General features: G+C 31.4%; 9 protein-coding genes. 3 read left to right on the plus strand and 6 right to left on the minus strand.

Annotation, left to right across the window (positions count from 1 at the left end):
• Positions 1-100 precede the first annotated feature (100 nt).
• Genes ACMFBB_RS06640 through ACMFBB_RS06650 form a run of 3 tightly spaced genes read right to left on the minus strand, consistent with a single transcriptional unit; the run spans position 101 to position 10,516 of the window.
• On the minus strand, positions 101-8,956 hold the full coding sequence (locus ACMFBB_RS06640) for a LamG-like jellyroll fold domain-containing protein (RefSeq protein ID WP_435263659.1): 8,856 nt from the start codon (positions 8,954-8,956) through the stop codon (positions 101-103).
• Positions 8,957-8,967: 11 nt separating this feature from the next.
• On the minus strand, positions 8,968-9,510 hold the full coding sequence (locus ACMFBB_RS06645) for a hypothetical protein (RefSeq protein WP_435263660.1): 543 nt from the start codon (positions 9,508-9,510) through the stop codon (positions 8,968-8,970).
• Between the two features lie 4 nt (positions 9,511-9,514).
• A complete protein-coding gene (locus ACMFBB_RS06650) occupies positions 9,515-10,516 on the minus strand; it encodes a hypothetical protein (protein ID WP_435263661.1) in 1,002 nt (333 codons plus the stop codon).
• Between the two features lie 1,482 nt (positions 10,517-11,998).
• On the opposite strand from ACMFBB_RS06650, the gene ACMFBB_RS06655 reads away from it, so the two are divergent.
• Genes ACMFBB_RS06655 through ACMFBB_RS06665 form a run of 3 tightly spaced genes read left to right on the plus strand, consistent with a single transcriptional unit; the run spans position 11,999 to position 14,255 of the window.
• Complete coding sequence (locus tag ACMFBB_RS06655) at positions 11,999-12,766, plus strand: FIST N-terminal domain-containing protein (RefSeq protein WP_435263662.1); 768 nt, start codon at positions 11,999-12,001, stop codon at positions 12,764-12,766.
• Between the two features lie 5 nt (positions 12,767-12,771).
• The gene (locus ACMFBB_RS06660) at positions 12,772-13,095 is read left to right on the plus strand and encodes an FIST C-terminal domain-containing protein (protein ID WP_435264278.1); all 324 of its coding nucleotides are present in this window, start codon (positions 12,772-12,774) and stop codon (positions 13,093-13,095) included.
• 8 nt (positions 13,096-13,103) lie between these two features.
• A complete protein-coding gene (locus tag ACMFBB_RS06665) occupies positions 13,104-14,255 on the plus strand; it encodes a sensor histidine kinase (RefSeq protein ID WP_435263663.1) in 1,152 nt (383 codons plus the stop codon).
• A gap of 208 nt (positions 14,256-14,463) precedes the next feature.
• Here the strand turns inward: ACMFBB_RS06665 and ACMFBB_RS06670 are convergent, their stop codons facing one another.
• The 3 genes from ACMFBB_RS06670 to ACMFBB_RS06680 are packed head-to-tail and all read right to left on the minus strand — an operon-like array spanning position 14,464 to position 16,694.
• Entirely contained in the window at positions 14,464-15,372 is a 909-nt protein-coding gene (locus tag ACMFBB_RS06670; protein WP_435263664.1) for an NmrA family NAD(P)-binding protein, read from the minus strand.
• Positions 15,369-15,770, minus strand: a complete 402-nt coding sequence (locus ACMFBB_RS06675) for a hypothetical protein (protein WP_435263665.1) — start codon at positions 15,768-15,770, stop codon at positions 15,369-15,371. Before ACMFBB_RS06675 ends, ACMFBB_RS06670 begins: the two co-directional genes overlap by 4 nt.
• A 9-nt stretch (positions 15,771-15,779) precedes the next feature.
• The gene (locus ACMFBB_RS06680) at positions 15,780-16,694 is read right to left on the minus strand and encodes a DUF6268 family outer membrane beta-barrel protein (RefSeq protein ID WP_435263666.1); all 915 of its coding nucleotides are present in this window, start codon (positions 16,692-16,694) and stop codon (positions 15,780-15,782) included.
• Positions 16,695-16,751: the final 57 nt, after the last annotated feature.

A 16,751-nucleotide genomic window follows, 5' to 3' on the forward strand; every position in this document is an offset into this window, starting at 1 on the left:
TCTTCTAAAACTTCAAGTAACTTTTTTTAAAAGTTACTACCAAAAAAAGGGGCATTTTCATGCCCCTTACAATTAAACAATTATCACACGTCATTCAAAATTACTCTACAATCATTTTTTTTGTAATCGTTTTATTACTTGTTTTTAGTTTATAGATATAAACACCTGATTTTAAAGAAGTATCACCACCTTCATTTTTCCATTCTACACTGTGCATTCTATTCCCTTTTATATTTTGAGAAACCAGTGTGTATATTTTCTGACCAATCATGTTATAGATACTAATATCTACAAATTGATCTTCAGGAACTTGATAAGTAATTCGGGTATATTCCTTCATTGGGTTTGGTGTGTTTTGTCCTAAAATGTAGGTATCGTTTTTATCATTCTCTTCTAATATTTTCCTAGAATATTCAAATACAAACGGTTCTTCTGAACTTCCTACTCGTAGCCCTCTAGAAAATGATAGTCTATTATCTAACGAGATGACATCCTTACCATCAAATAGCTGAAAAGTAACTTCTCCTTCTTGAAAACCTCCAATTCCTATAAAATAATGGTATCTATCTTCTATTAACACTGGTTTGGCAATTCCTCTAACTTTTCCATCCACAAAAGCTCCAATAGTATACTCTTTATCAGTTGCTATATCAACAGATTCTATCGTACCTATCAAATACATAAAGTTAGGATAAGCATTTCGATCAACTTTCCAATGAATAGCAGCTGCCTTTTCTAAATAATCTTCCGAGGTATCTTTTACTATATTAGCTGGCATTGCTTTTCTACCTGCAATTCCCGTATAGTTTAATACTCCCTCTTTACTTGCCGTATACAAATAGCCTAATCCTGGAGTTAAGTGTGTTAAACTTCCTTTCCATCCGTCTTGTGTATATTCTGCTTGTAAACCTCTTCTTTCTATTCTATCTCCAATACTAACTGTAGAGGCATTTAAAGAACGAAGTGCTATAGGAAGAGTTTGCAAATCATTTGGAAAATAAGGAATACCAGTAATCATATTTTCCATAATATCAATATTAGTATCTAACGAAACAGGTAGCCCTTCAACAATTATTAACCTTGCCGACGAAGCCTTTACTGTGTAAGCTTTCCTTATCTCTAATTGACTTGACATTCCAGTACTTATTATATACGAACCATCTGCTGCTACACGTGCTATTAGACTTGAAGTTTCAGAATCATATATTTCATCTCCAGACACTAAACCTTTTATAGATTGTAATGACAACTTCGTATGTAAATGATTATCTTTTACATTAAAACTTAATTCTTGGAAACCTTTCACGAGTACCATTCGTTTTGAAATACGCTCTCCTACAGTTAGTGAAGCAGGAGTAGTAATAGATCCGATTCGTTCTCTATAGCTGTACGAATATGTTTCTACAATCCCTTTATACTCGGTACATTCTGATGCGTCCCAAACCGAAAAACTCAATAAGCCGGACTCTCCTGGATTTCCAAAAATACTAAGGTCTACAATTCCATCAGATTCTACATTGGCTTGCCCTCTATACTCTCCATTACTATATGCAACAATAATATCTTTGGTATCAATGGATTTCTTATTGTTTATAAATAGATTTCCTGTAATACTCATACTTCCAAAATAATCGTTTGCATTAAAATTCTCTGCAAAATTTGGAATAGCACAAGTAACCACAACCTCTAGATGAAAGGCTTCTACTCCAATAGGAATGTCTACATTATTAATCGTTTGAATTATTTCAACATACACATCGGTTTCGTGAGTTCCTGGATTTAAATAAGGAGCAACTGTGAAGTCTAATTCTCTTTCTACAAAACCAGCAGCTAAATCCTGAAAGCTATTTTCTTCAACTTCCATACCATTTTTTGATACTTTTAACCATGATGGTAATTGTTTAAAACGATATTTCACAGAAGTTCCTCCTTCAGAATTATCTAAATCAATAGTTGAAATCGTAGTACTTTCACCCTGTGATTGATGAATACTAAGATTGTTTTGGCTCCAACCAATCGTATTTTTATTTACCACAAAAGACCATGACTTTCCAGCTATCTTATTTCTTGATGGATCTTCTACTCTTTTATTTAATACCATTGCTGTAATTTCTGCTCCCTCTACGAAAGAAGCATTAAATACTGGTATTAAGTGCACCTTAGTGTCATTATCAGATGTAGTAACTGTAAACTGCATATCTTTTGCTACTTTACTAACATCTAACGGAGCAGCTTCAGCACTTCCAGAAACGAAACTTAATCCTGATTGAGTGGTTCCAATAGCATTACCTGTGTAATCACGAATGGCCTCATCTGGCGCTCCATTAACTCCTTCTAATGCATTATCATCAAAAACAAAATATGCTACTAAATCTTCCTCATTTCCAATTAACTGCTTGTCCATTTTAGATACGATTTCTGTTGGTGATCGCTGTGCAGTCCATATACGAACTTCATCTAATTTCCCTGTATAAGATGCTCCTCCTTTTGCTTTAGCTATTTCAATAGGAGCTTCATTCGTTATCAAACTTGGAATAGTTCCAGAACCTACAGAAACACCATTATAATATATAGTTACCGTTTGCGTTCCATCATATACAACACTAACATGCGTCCAGTTAAATGGCTGTAACGACTGTGAACTTTGAACGATATCGTTTACAACTATTTTACCCTGGTTGTTTAATGCTATAGCATAGTTTCCTCCTTTGCTCAAAATAGAAACATTTGTGCCTCCATTAGGTAATGAACTAGGATTTACCCATGCCTCTATTGTAAAGGGAATATTTGCCTCTAAATTAAATTCTGGTTGATGCGGTACAGTTACCTCATCGTTCACGTTATCAAACTCGGCAGATATCAAATCTTTGGGTAAACCTCCTAAAATTCCTCTAAGAGAAAAACTACTATTTACGGCTGTTAACGGATTAATTGGCCTATTAAACTCTGCGGTAATTTCACCCTGGGTTAGCACGCCTCCATTGCTTGGGTTAGTACTAATAATTACTGGTGCTTGTCTAGCAATAACTCCTTGTACAAATTCAGTCGGGCTCTTTCTACTTGCCGATAAGTTAGCACCTCCATCATCACAAACAGGTGTAATTCTAAAGCGATATTCTCCATTTTGAATCCCAGACACATCTGCCTTATAAGAAATGAATCCTGTAGTTAAATTCATATTCTCTTTTAACTCGGTTAATGATAATCTAGTCAATTCAAAAGTCTCATTATTTCCAGGTAATGCGTATTCTAAGGCAACAGAAAATAAATCATCTACCTGATTATTTATTACCTCAGGTATTCGGAACCTAAAATCTAATTTATTATCACTCGTATTATTTACCACCCAATTATTCATTGGTAAATCTGGCTCTATTTCACTAATACATGTACCTGTAAAATGTGCTGTTAAGGAAACTTTATCAAACTGTTGCACCCCTACCTCCTTATACTCATCATTGTTATACTTAGAATAACAAGGTATACTGATTCGAATATCAATATCTTCATACGAAATTTCCTCTGGTGCATCGATACCTCTCGCAATACGCAATTGAGCTTTTACTTCCTGATTTACTCCTGTAGGTGACTCTCCATCTGCTCCAAATCTAATTGGAAAAGCAACCCCATTAAGTAATTGTTGCCCATTAAGATATACTAATGCTCCTTTTTCGTTTGTATTTCCATTGATACTTATATCGTAAGACTTAAAACTAGCATCATTGGCGATTTGTGTGTTACGAAGCGTTAGCTCATATAAAATAGACTCTTCTCCCGAGCCATACTTTACAGCATTATCTACAGTAATTTCAACTCCTTGCCTAGGAACTGTTCCAGATTCAAAGGGACAAGAGCTCTGACCTGCAACCGAATAAAATATTGGAGTATCATACATTTTATCTCTTGCAATACGAACGCTAAATTGGTCTCCTACATCCCCATCAGTAAGTGTAAAACTATCTACTCTAGAATTAGCATTCTGAGTATTATCACTTGCTTCTACTACTCCCATCGTTTTAAGATCTGTTTTTAAACTAAACGATACTCCTGCAATATTCAAACGATTACTAATGGTTGTTCCTCCTCCGAAATTAGACCCACCTGAGTCCTGATTGCTAGAATCATTTCCTCTTGTTAAAGTGTACGTTGTAGAAGTTCCACCACTAAAAGATATTTGCGAATCTAATTGCGTTACAGAAGTTCCTAAACCACCACCAACGGTTTCTAAATCAGATGTTGTACTAGCAAAAGACCTCGTTTCTTCGTTCATATAGGTGAGCTTCTCTTCTCTAGTTTTTCTTTTAACAATCTCTTTCCACTTTTCGATTTGGTACAGATAATTAATAACATCTTTGTCTGTATCAACAGAATTCATATTAATATTAAAGCCATCAATAGTAGCTTGGTAATCTAACGAACTTCTATTGGCTAATTCATCAGAACTTGGAGGGAATAATTGATCATGCTTATAAATTAATAAATCTTGTAAATTACGTATCACCCTATCTTCTATATCCTGACGTGTATAAACAAATGGTGTTAACTCATCTGCTGTCATTACCGTTTTATCATAATCGATACTAGGTTGGCAATTATCATCGACTGTCAAGGTTTTTCCTGTACCAAAAGTTAATACACGAGAAGCTCCAACAAACACATCGGCATCTTCTCCTACGATATCTTTAGAGGAAGGTGTTTTTATTGCTTGATCTAATGAAACCTTAGTTCCATTTTGTTCAGTATGCCTGTATGTAAATTTAGTATCAATATTTCCCGAAAAATCCGATGATTGTTCTGTTACTGTATAAATAAGACCTTGTCCTATCCCTACCCCTAATGGAGCTGCTATTGCTAAAGAAACCATCTGGGTTTCAATGTCTGAACCTACAGTAACAGCGGTACTCGTTGTTATATCTAAACCTCCTCCAACAGATTTACTAAAAGCATAAGAAGCACCCCTAGTTAAAGAAGAAGAACTTCCATCACCTGGCGGATCATAAAGTAAGAACCCTACCGTCGGATCCGTTAGTGTAAAATCTTTATTTCCTCTTTGTGCTCCAGTTATGTAAGACGATTTAGTTACCGATATATTTCTATTATTATGACTAACAACAATAGATAAGTTTCTTAGATAGTCTCCAATGAAATTAGGATTTCCTGCTAATGTTAAAAATGATTGTTTTCCCTTTGCATCTGAATATCCATCTGCGGCTGCAAAAATCATATCTCCATTTAAATTAACTTCTGCTCCTTCAACAGGACATTTACCTCCGTTATATTGTTCAAAAACAGATACGGTTGCTAAAATACTCTGACCAGCGTTAAGTTTATAAATAGATCCATCATTACCACAAGTTGGCGTAATTCTTTTACTTTCTAATTCTGTCATAGATTGCATCGCCACCAATTCTTCTGGCATTACGCTATATAATACTAATTCTGCTTTTAACTCCTTACGGTATGGGAAATCGTAACTTTTATTTCCTTGTTGCAAATCAATAATAGAAGATTGTACAACATCACCTGAATCTTCATTTGTAATTTCTACACGATATTGACCAGGCACCAAGTCATGAATTGTAAATAAATTATTCTCACTATTAAAATCACTAGGAGTAATTTGTCGTTCATACCTTGGAAATGCAACATCAGTTCTCTGAATTTTACCAGTCCAGTTTCCTACACTATAATTACAAGGAATAACGATGTTTCCAACAAATGAACGTCTTGTAATATTTTCAAAATTTATATTTGATACAGGTTCTGTAAGGTTGAACAAATACTCCTCTGTGTTCTCAGGATTTACCAAATTCGCACTATCACCTTCTTCAAATGCTTTATACGTAAAATTAGACTTTCTAAAATATTGTGAACTAGATTCCTGATTAAAGTAAGCGCCTTCGTGTAAAAAGAGATAATTATTTTGAATTCCCGAATCCAATGCTAAATTAACGGCTCTAGCACCAGTTCTATGTTCAAAAGTATAAGACAGCTTTAAATGAGCTTTATCTTTCTCTACAATATCTCCCTCTTTTATAGCACTTATCTCTGAAGGAGAATAATGTTCATTTCTAAATTCAAAAATATCCAAATTAGCCAAAGAGTAATTTTTCATTTTTGATGGCTCCAAATAGCTTGCTCCGACATACACTTTACTGTCTATTTCTTCTCCAGAATAAGCAACTGTTTGATAATCATTATTTACCCAAAGACCTAAAACATTATTTGTAGTATCTCTAGTAATGGCAAAAAAAGTATAGGATGAATTCCCATTGATACCTTTTGATAGTATAGGAGTTTCTCCCGAAATTACTACTAGTTTATTATTCTCATGTAATTCCAATTTTAATTTTCCCCAATGAAATATTGTTTGAATTTCTGGAATTTCTGTACTACCTCCTATACCTGGCGTATTTACATCTGGCTTTAAAAATCCAGACCAGGTGAAACCTTGATTAACTCCGTTTGAGACTTTTTCTATGGTTTCAGCATAGCCATTATTTTTAAAGTCTAAGCTTATACGGTCTATATCTATATTTGTACTTTCAAATGTTGGTTGCCCCGCTGAAATTAAATGTCTACCTGGATCTGCTGAAATTCTATAAACTCCTTCATTGTTTGTTCGTACCAAAGACCCTGCTTCTGCACTTGTAACTTCAACACCGTCTAACTTAATTCCAGTACTTTGAATCGTTGGATATTCTACTGTTTCATTTCCTTCATTTACCAAGTATACTACCTTACCAGAAACATCATATGTTGAAATATTGGTAAAATTGGTAGGTACTGGTTCTCTTGGCATTAGCTCTCTTGGAATATTTCTTATTTCAGATATTGGTGAGAATTCATTGTTTGGCTTGCTAGGTGTCACTCTATACTCTAAGTAATTATTTGCTTGAGATAAATTTTGACGACCAGAATTAATACTCGTAAATCTATACCTTCCATCTTGGTTTGTATACACTCCATAACTAATTGAAGTTGTTATTGTGGTATTCCCGTCTGATACACTAGTAAAAGGTTGCTTTGTTAAAGAAAGTTCCTTTACTGAAGTACCTCTAAACCTACCTAAAGTTTCTGCAGCTTGGTTGTATACATTATGCTTATCTCTCATATCAAATCTATAATAAGCAGCTAATTCTGTAAAAATATTTTCACCTAAAATTAGATTCCAGTACTTATAAATTTCATTTACAGGCCTTTTTACTTTCCAAATTCTTAACTCATCTAATTCGTAAGGGTTTACTAAAGATGCATTTACCAGAAATCTCGACACCTTGTTTAAACTTACTTCAAAAGGAGTTTGAGACACTGCATTAGGTACTACAGGAGTTTCTTTGTTAGTAGGTTGCTTTATTCCACCATCAATATATATTGCTCCTCCATCTGCTCCAAAAGTTATAGCATAATGATGCCAATTACTATCATTAGGCTTATTTGCTTGAACATAAATGCTTGTCTCATTTTGTTGTTGTCCTTTTTTAGATAGTACCTTTATTTGCGAACCACTCATGCGAATTTCCATTTCGCTAAGTTTAAAAATAGTATTTGTAGCAGCACTTGTATTAGGAGTTCGATACCAAAATTCTATGGTACCTTGACGATTTAACTCCTCAAATAACGAAACATCATTAAAGGCTATTGGGCTACTAGTTGTAGAAAACGATAAAGCATTCCCTGGTATTTGTAAATTCTCAGTAATAGCACCAGCAGTTAGCAGTACCTCTTTAGTAGCCACGAAATTGGGAGTTTCTACTTTACCATGTATCACTCCATTTGCAAATACAAATCCATTATCTGTCCCTGGATTACTACCTTGAACCCCTTCTGCTGTAACCTGATACTCGTACAACTCATTTGGAAGGATAGCATCGTCATCAAAAGTAACATAGGAAGAAACTGCTGTGTTTGATGCAGGTTTATAGGTTGCTATGTTACCAAAATTACTATGAGAATCGGCTAGATTTCTTCGAGCAATTATATAATTAGTTGCCCCTGAAATATGTGGCCATTTAAGACTTACAACTGGTTTGCCTGAAGTGTTTTTTCCCTCACCATCTGAGGCATAGAGCAACACATCTTTAAGACTATAAATCGGGTGGTCTACGTTCGTTGTTAATTCCGCTAATCGCAGCTTATTTTCATTCGATTTAATGATAGCACTGGTAACTCTAGAAGCTTGAGGGATATTGGTTTCCATTGCAGAAGTAACCATATTATTCCAAGCAATTTGTTCCATAGGTAAATTAGAAACCCTTTCTTCTATAGCACTATTAGCAGCGTAAGCAACTACTAAACCATTACCATTCAAACGTTCTAAATTATTTTGATTTTCATTTGAATAGGTTAATAATCTTCCTCCTTCAATCTGTTGAAGAGTTCGAAGCTTATTCCACCCTCTATATTCAGCAATGCTCAACTGATCATCGTTCGTAACCATAAAGAACATAGTTTCTGGATGAAAATTTTTATTAGGATACGACAGATTTGCTTTTTGCTCTCCATCTACAAATAGCTTTAAACTTGAATTTGCTTGATTAACAGTAAATGCTACATGATGCCATTGGTTATTCCAAAATCCATTTTCTCCGTTTAAGGCTATGGTTTCTTCCTGATTACCAACATTAACTTGTAATACTCCCTTGTTTCCACTTAGGGTAAACTCCATACTTCCTTGTAATAAGTTAGAGTACTTCCAGGAACCATCTCCTCCTTTCATTGGTGTTAAAGGATTGTTCTCTCCTTTCATGACCCAAAATTCAACAGTTGCTTGTCCTTTTAGCCCACTGTTAATTAATTGTGACGTTAATTGATTTTGTGTATCAAAATGTGTTGTGTACTCGTTATTTCCATAAAGGATTAACACTGGTGGTCTTGATTGGCCTATTGCTTTTATGGATAAAAGCAGTAAGCTACAAAACACGTATATTATTGTGGTATATCTTTTTATATCCATGTACTTTTTTTTTAAAAAACATTAACTATTTGCTCTAATCGAAAAGAAAAACTTTGATCTTCATCTGTTCCTCCTTGCTTTTTTCTATCCGCTATAATCAATCGTTGATTATCTTTTTTTAAAGCAAAACGATTTTTTAAAATCGTTTGTAATGCTACGATATTCGTATCTGTTTCTTTATTTAGTATTACCTCCCAAGTAAAAGAATTTACATTAGCCCCTTCAGTAATTTTATTCATAGTTACTTCGTTAGTATTTGAGTTAACTTTTAAAAAAAATTCTGGTGCTTTAGCAGAGGCTATTAAAACTCTTCCCTTTTGATTAGCTACTTTATGTAAAATAAATGCATCTAAATATCCTTTTGTATTTGTAAAATCTTGAGAAGATTTTATTTTTAACTCAGCAGCGTTCGTATTGGTATTGTGATATAAAACCATTTTGGATGTAGCTGGCGAATTCTCATAAACAAACCTAAAAACTTTTGAATCTTGTGCATAAACACAGGTCATGAAAGAGCAGAATAATAACAGTAGGGTAACAATATAACTCTTCATATTATTATTTTTTAGTGGTTTGTAATTTTTCTAATTCAACTAACCTTTCTTCCAATAGCTTTAAGGCTTTGTCTTGCTTTTTAATTTTAGCTTCTTGTGCTATCGTATATAATGTTAACTCTTCAACCTTCTCAACTAAAATAGTATTGATTTGCCCTACATTCATACCTTCTTTAATAACCTCTTTTTCAGAAGGCATGTTCGGTAAATGTTTATGAGTCTTGATAAAAGATGCTACTTTATCTAAAGGCATAAGGGTATAATTACTAGCAAAAACATAATCTGGAAATGTCGTTACATTTAAACGAATTTGATCTAAGGTCAATACTCCATCTTGTAAGGTTGCCATTTCTTGATTACTTCCATTTTTAAATGAAATTATATCCTCTTGAGAGTTACTCGTACCCGGGCGTATACTAAGCATCCCAGGCGAATGAATACTACTGTTAAAATTTAAAGTTAGTACCCCATCATGAAGCTTTGCCATTTCAGAGTTTTGACTATTCCTAAAAGAAACAATATCGTCTCCATTTTTATCCACATCAGGATGTAACACTATTGGTCCCCAACTTTGATATCCCCCTCCATCGACACGTACATTTTTATCCTTTAAGTGCAGCCCTTCCTGTGGAGAAGCAATTCCTATTCCTATATTTGACCAGAATCTACTTATCCCACTTACTGTAAGATCGGAATAAATACTAGTCTTCTTACGAAAAATTGCAGGTTCGCTCGCATCTATTGAGTTATGGAAATAGGCCTTCCCTTGAAAATAGGATTCTTTTTCAAAAAAATTTCTTACTACGAAAATATTATTCGATGGATTAAATTCAGCTAACCTTTTGTTCGCAGCATAAAATCGTATACCTTCTAAGCCTCCCTGTTGATCCGTATCTGCCTTTATATCAATTGCACGCACCGTTCCGATTACATGCTGTGCATTTAAGGAATAGGATAAAGTTGCAATAGTTGTTAATAATGCTATTTTGAATATTTTTTTGTTCATTTTTAAAAATCTTTAGTTTTTTTGATAATTTCTTTTGTCGCCATACTTGTCTCAATCGTTTAATATGGGTATAGGTATCTCTAGTCCATGTATTTTCTTTGATAAATACATAGATTTTTTAGTTACTTTTTTCACAAAAGCACATTGTAATTAAGAGTGTTTTTTTGTAAAAATCAGTACGATTTCATACCAGTTCTATCACCGTTACGATTATATAAACGCTGATAAAGTAAACCATGAAAAAATAAGCCGTTTGTAAATAATTACCTAAAATGCCTTTGACTAGGCTACGTAGTTATTTAGGTATTAGAATAATTAACATTGATTATAGTAAGTAATCAAGTGTTGTTTTATTGTATAGTCTTTTAAATTGGTAATAGATACATCATAAGTAGGGGTCTTTATTAATGATTTAAACTTAATAGATTACCATTCGGTAAACAAATCAATTACTACACATCAAGATCGTGTAGGCTAGCATCAAATATGACTTTATTCTCAAAGTCATTCATTTTGTTCATTTCTCAGTTATTTTCTTCCACTTATTTTACCTGTAACTCTAACATATATTTATAATTTATATAATCTTCCATATAAGTTTAAGAATTATAAAAGAGTAGAGAGGTATATAATATATTTTAGTTTATAACTGCTTTACCTCGGTAAATAGAAAATACAAGATGATTCTACTAATTGCTATATCGCGCTATTCCAGCAATAATAAAACACTAATTCTCTATTTATTTAATCTGCTAATAATTAAGAGTTTTGTTATACTGTTGGTCGCCGATAATGGCAACGCTTCCTAAGAAAATTAATTGGAATTAATCTTGGGGTTAGAAAACCTAGTTTAATATAAAAGTTAAAAAGGGTTAATAATTTCATTTTAATTTAAGTTTCGAATTTTACGTTTTGTTTTCAAGAATATTTTGTGAAACAAAACAACACACACATTGTTTTATCTTTAAAGAGTTTTTGTTCTGTTATATACTCATTTAATATGAAAAAAAAACAAAATTATCTACTCAAAAACAAACTGTTAACCTAAAAAAACCAGTAATAACAGGAGCTGACAACAGTTGTAATTAACAAAAAAAAATAAGGTTTTATAAAAATCAATATAATTAAATCATTACGTGTATCTATTACTTAAGAAACTAAAACATCTATTTATTATAAAAACCTAATAAACAAATACCTAGTTATACACTAAACGTTTCTAATGGATTAAAGATTTAATAAATCATCAAAATAACCCTTTTTATTACAATCGAGCATCAACTTATTTTTAAGCAACAAATTACAGCTAAAAAAGTGAAATCAATTATACTTTTAAAATTATATTTACATTCAATAAATTCTAATTTCATTATATAAAATAAACCTATAAATAGTGTTCACTTCAGGTATAACATAATCATTATTTAATTAGTTAAATGATGTTTTTTTTTAGTATATTTCGATTACAAAAACTCCCCATGTATGTTTATAAACTCTATTGACATAAGAGAAATTACATCTAGTATAAAAAAATATATTAACACCAATACTGCTTTAATTTCTGTTGGTGAACATACAGAAATTAATATTAAAGAACTTGTAAACTCACTAAATAAAAATGGTATAAGCTTTATAGGGGGAATTTTCCCTAAAGTTATATTTAATAATGCTACATATGAAAAAGGCATTGTTGTTAGTTCATTATATAATGTAGTTCATCTGTCAACAATAAATAATATTAGTAAAAAACAATACACAGTCAGCCCATTTTTTTTTGAAAACAATAAAAATTATAGCTTAATAACCTATGTAGACGGATTAACTTCTTACATTTCAAATTTCTTGAGTAAACTTTATGAAAATTATGGAATGAAAACTAATTATTTTGGTGGAGGTGCTGGAAGCCTTTCTTTAAAACAAGCTCCATGTATTTTCTCTAAAGATGGTTTTTTTGAAGATGCTGCAGTTGTTTGTATTATGGAAATGAAATCAAGCATTGGTGTTAAACATGGTTGGAAAAAATTAGAAGGTCCATATATCGTAACCAAAGCTAAAAAAAATATTATTGAGGAGATTAATTGGGAGGCTCCATTTGATATTTACCAAAAAATTGTTGAAAAAGATACCCAAACTAAATTTACCAAAGATAATTTCTTCCAAATGGCGATGGGGTATCCTTTAGGTATTATTAAACAAGGAGTTGATTATATAATTCGGGACCTCTTTCTATTGGCGACGAAAAGGCTTTAGTTTGTATAGGGGAGGTTGAAGAAAATACACTAATAAATGTTATGAAAGGAGACCCAAAATCACTTCTTGAAGCAGCTAAAGATGCTGCCGAAGAAAGTATTTCAAAGGCCACTCAACCTAAAACTGCAATTATAATAGACTGTATTTCTCGTATTTTATATTTGAATGACCAATTTAAACAAGAATTAGAAAATGTTTCAAATTCTATTCTTGATAAACATCCTGATGTTTCTATTAGTGGAGCCCTAACTCTCGGAGAAATATCTTCTTATGGTAATGGCTACATAGAGTTTTATAACAAAACTATAGTTGTTGGATTGTTTGAATAACTATAATTATGGAGAAAGAAAATCAAATATTAGATATCCTTAGACTTTATGAGTATTCTATGAGTTTGGGTAAATCACTTGATTATTATGAAAACTGCGATCAATTTCTAAAACTACTACTAAAACGCCTAAACTTAAATGCTTGTTGGGTAATCAACAATAAAGAAGGTGATTTTGTGAAAGAGTATTCAGTTCCTTTTGGAAATCAAATAAATCAAAAACTAAGTCCTAAAGTAAAAGATTTAATTTATAGTATTGAAGATCATTTACTACTAAAATATGAAAACTTACTACATGAATTAAGTCCAATAAAAATCAACCAAGGATTTTTAGTTATTTTTAGACTTAATGTAGATAGCTTTTTATTTCTATATTCAAAAAACAACGACATCAATGAAAGAGCTATGAGTCAGTTATCACCAGTAATTAATAAGTTTTCAATTACCTTGGAGGCTTGTAATGCTCATTCTAATCAAAAATCTTTACTTAAAAAGCTTGAAAACAGAAATAAGGAATTAAATAATTACGCGCATATTGTTTCTCATGACTTAAAATCTCCTCTAAGAAACATTAACGCGTTGACTTCATGGCTAAAGGAAGACCATGCGAACAACTTAAATGATGAAGCTATAAAATATATTAACTTAATTAGCGATAATATTACAAAAATGGAGTCATTAGTTAGCGGAATTTTAGAGTATTCTACAATAGATTTAAAAGGATTTAAAACTTCTTTTATTGATTTAAATACGCTAATTAACGAAATCTTAGATCATATTTATGTTCCTAAAAACATAAAAATTACTGTTTATAAAAATTTCCCAATTATACATGGAGATAGATATAGATTACAACAATTATTTCAAAACTTAATTAACAACTCAATCAAATATAATGATAAAGAAAATGGGATAATTGAAATTGGTTTTACAAAAAACAATGATCAAACTCAATATTTTGTAAAAGATAATGGTAAAGGTATTGACCAAAAATATCACACAAAAATATTTGACATTTTTCAAAAACTTGAAAACACTAAAAACTCAACTGGTATTGGTTTATCAATAGTAAAAAAAATTATAACAGATTATGGAGGGCGTATTTGGTTAACTTCTGAGGTTGGAAAAGGAACAACTTTTTTTTTCACATTAAAAACATAAAACTACATATTACGCTATTCATTCAACATAGCTTTACATTTAATATTTTCTTTAAAAATTCATCCTATAAAAACTTCTCCCTTCACTGTATGTTTCATATTTTTTAACAAAAAAAGAGTTTTCTATAGCTCAAATTAAAATAGATTCTTTTTCATTTTATATAAGTAAAACCCTAAATGAATAGGGTTTGTTAAGTAATATAGATGCCCTAAAATAATTTCCATGACTTCCTTAAAAACAAGTTTCTAGACTCTTGTAAATACGCATCCATTATTCTAGGTTTTCTTTTTAAAATAGTTTCAATAGTATCTTTATTTGGTTCTTCATTCTTTACAGCTAAAACATCTATTTCAACAATATGGCGAGCTAACCATACTGGTAATTTTGCTTGCTTAGTTAATTTGTTTAAAAACTCATCTCTGGTTATGTTTTCATATATAATTTTTTTACCAGTGACATGTGAAATTCTATGTGCCATACTCTCATGTGATATAGCTTCTGGTCCTGAAATTTTTACTGACTTTCCATTTAAAACTTCTTTTTGCAGTAAATACTTTACAGCAACTTCAGCAACATCTCTTGCATCAACATAATTTCTTTTTGCATCTTCCATTACTCCATATATTTTACCAAAATATTTTATAGTAAATGTATTTCTCTCCCAATTTTGCATAAATGAATGTGGTTGTAAAAAACAATGATCTATTTCTGTTGAAGCTAACGTTTTTTCAATTTTTCGGTGCCAGTCACTTACTTCAACATATATATTTTCAGGTACAATTGGTGCTGAAAGTTTTACAATACGCTTAATATTCAAACGTTCTGCTACTTCAATAATATTAGTTTCATAAGCTATTTGATTAGGTGAAGTTCCTGTTAATAGAAAAATTGCATCCACGTTAAAACAAGCTCTTTTAATTTCTTCTTTTGAGGTTAAATTTACCGAAATATAACTAATGGTATTATTGTTACCGCTTAAGCTAATAGGCACCCTCCTTTTTGGATTTCTTAAAACTCCTCTTACAAAACAATTCTCTAAATTTAACAACCTTAAAACTTCACATCCTACAGTTCCTGTAACACCGAATACAACTATAGTTGGTTTTTCAATACTCATACTAACTCTTTTGATTTTACAGGGTGATTCCAAGCAGTAATTACTGTTCCTAAAATTGTAGACACGATTATATTAAATTTAAACTCGTGAAAATTAAATAGAAGAATAAACAAACAAGCAATACTTATAGTTACTAATAACATAAAAAAAATTCGAGTATATCTATTTTTAAGTGAGTTATTATCTGATTCTACTTTCCATAAAATTAAATAAACTAGTACTGTTGCTATTAATGATGGTGTGGCTATAGTTGAATAACTTGAACTCATTAATTCCTTATCGTTCATAATCCAGCCAGGTGTCCAGGACATTACAGCAGGAAAAAAATAAGATGGAATACTTGCTAAAAGAAACTTTTTTACTGAAAAGCTTCTCTCATTTGAATGGTTTTCTTTCATCTCTTATGATTATCTAAACGGATTTATTTTTATACCAACTGATAAGTATGCTTTTGATGGAGAAGAAAAGTCAAATAAGATAGCATCATCTATGTTTTGAATCTCATACTTTTCAAATAATGAATAAGTGGCTCTTAGCATAACACCAATGCTTTTGTTTAACCAATAATTATACTCAGCACCTACTGATACTGTTGTAAAAACTGAACGTTTTACTTTTTGATAATCAGGTTGGTTTACTATAACTCTAGTATTTATTCTTGTAGTAAAGTCATTTAAATCTCCTAAAACTTTTAGTGAATGTTTATCATTAAAATTATACTTCACATAGGTATTTGGTAAGCCAATGGCAAACGATATTTTGTTTTTAATATTTCCCATTATATTTACCACTGGATTAATAGTATTCTCTCCTGATAATGTTAAATATCCTAGCCCAAAAGCTAAAGTAAAATAGGTGTTTTTATTTTTTGTGTTAAATCTTTTTTCAGCAAATAAAATTCCATTTATTTTAAAATCATCCACTGTAATCTTTTGATTAAAATTGCCAACTAAATGAGGCATTATTAATGTATTTATTGACCAGTTTCTTGAAATTCTATACTGAGCTAATAAGCTATAATTTACATTGTAATACTGTTCTTTATTAGCTAAAAATGAAGGCGATTCTTTTCCAAATGAAATAGAATGATAATCCATTCCTAAAGTATTAAACAATGTTAGTTTCTTTAAAAATATTGGTTTAAATCCTAACTTACCACTTATTCTTTCGTAATCGTATAATACATTATTATTTATTTCTGGGGTGTAATGAAGATAGAACATATCTCTATCTTTATTCAAGACAAACACATCACCTGTTACTTGCCCATACACTTTGCCCAAAAGAAATATTGCTAGAATTACTATTTTGTTTCTACACATAATTTATATTGATTGAATTCAATACAAATATTGCCAGAATTAAGGTTCATGAAATTA

Origin of the sequence: Tenacibaculum sp. nBUS_03, from assembly GCF_051201695.1 — a bacterium.
Classification (GTDB): Bacteria; Bacteroidota; Bacteroidia; order Flavobacteriales; family Flavobacteriaceae; genus Polaribacter.

Bases quoted from the DNA above. Each gene is read 5' to 3' on its own strand.
- ACMFBB_RS06640 (WP_435263659.1), bottom strand. From the start codon at position 8,956: ATGGATATAAAAAGATATACCACAATAATATACGTGTTTTGTAGCTTA.
- ACMFBB_RS06645 (WP_435263660.1), bottom strand. From the start codon at position 9,510: ATGAAGAGTTATATTGTTACCCTACTGTTATTATTCTGCTCTTTCATG.
- ACMFBB_RS06650 (WP_435263661.1), bottom strand. From the start codon at position 10,516: ATGAACAAAAAAATATTCAAAATAGCATTATTAACAACTATTGCAACT.
- ACMFBB_RS06655 (WP_435263662.1), top strand. From the start codon at position 11,999: ATGTTTATAAACTCTATTGACATAAGAGAAATTACATCTAGTATAAAA.
- ACMFBB_RS06665 (WP_435263663.1), top strand. From the start codon at position 13,104: ATGGAGAAAGAAAATCAAATATTAGATATCCTTAGACTTTATGAGTAT.
- ACMFBB_RS06670 (WP_435263664.1), bottom strand. From the start codon at position 15,372: ATGAGTATTGAAAAACCAACTATAGTTGTATTCGGTGTTACAGGAACT.
- ACMFBB_RS06675 (WP_435263665.1), bottom strand. From the start codon at position 15,770: ATGAAAGAAAACCATTCAAATGAGAGAAGCTTTTCAGTAAAAAAGTTT.
- ACMFBB_RS06680 (WP_435263666.1), bottom strand. From the start codon at position 16,694: ATGTGTAGAAACAAAATAGTAATTCTAGCAATATTTCTTTTGGGCAAA.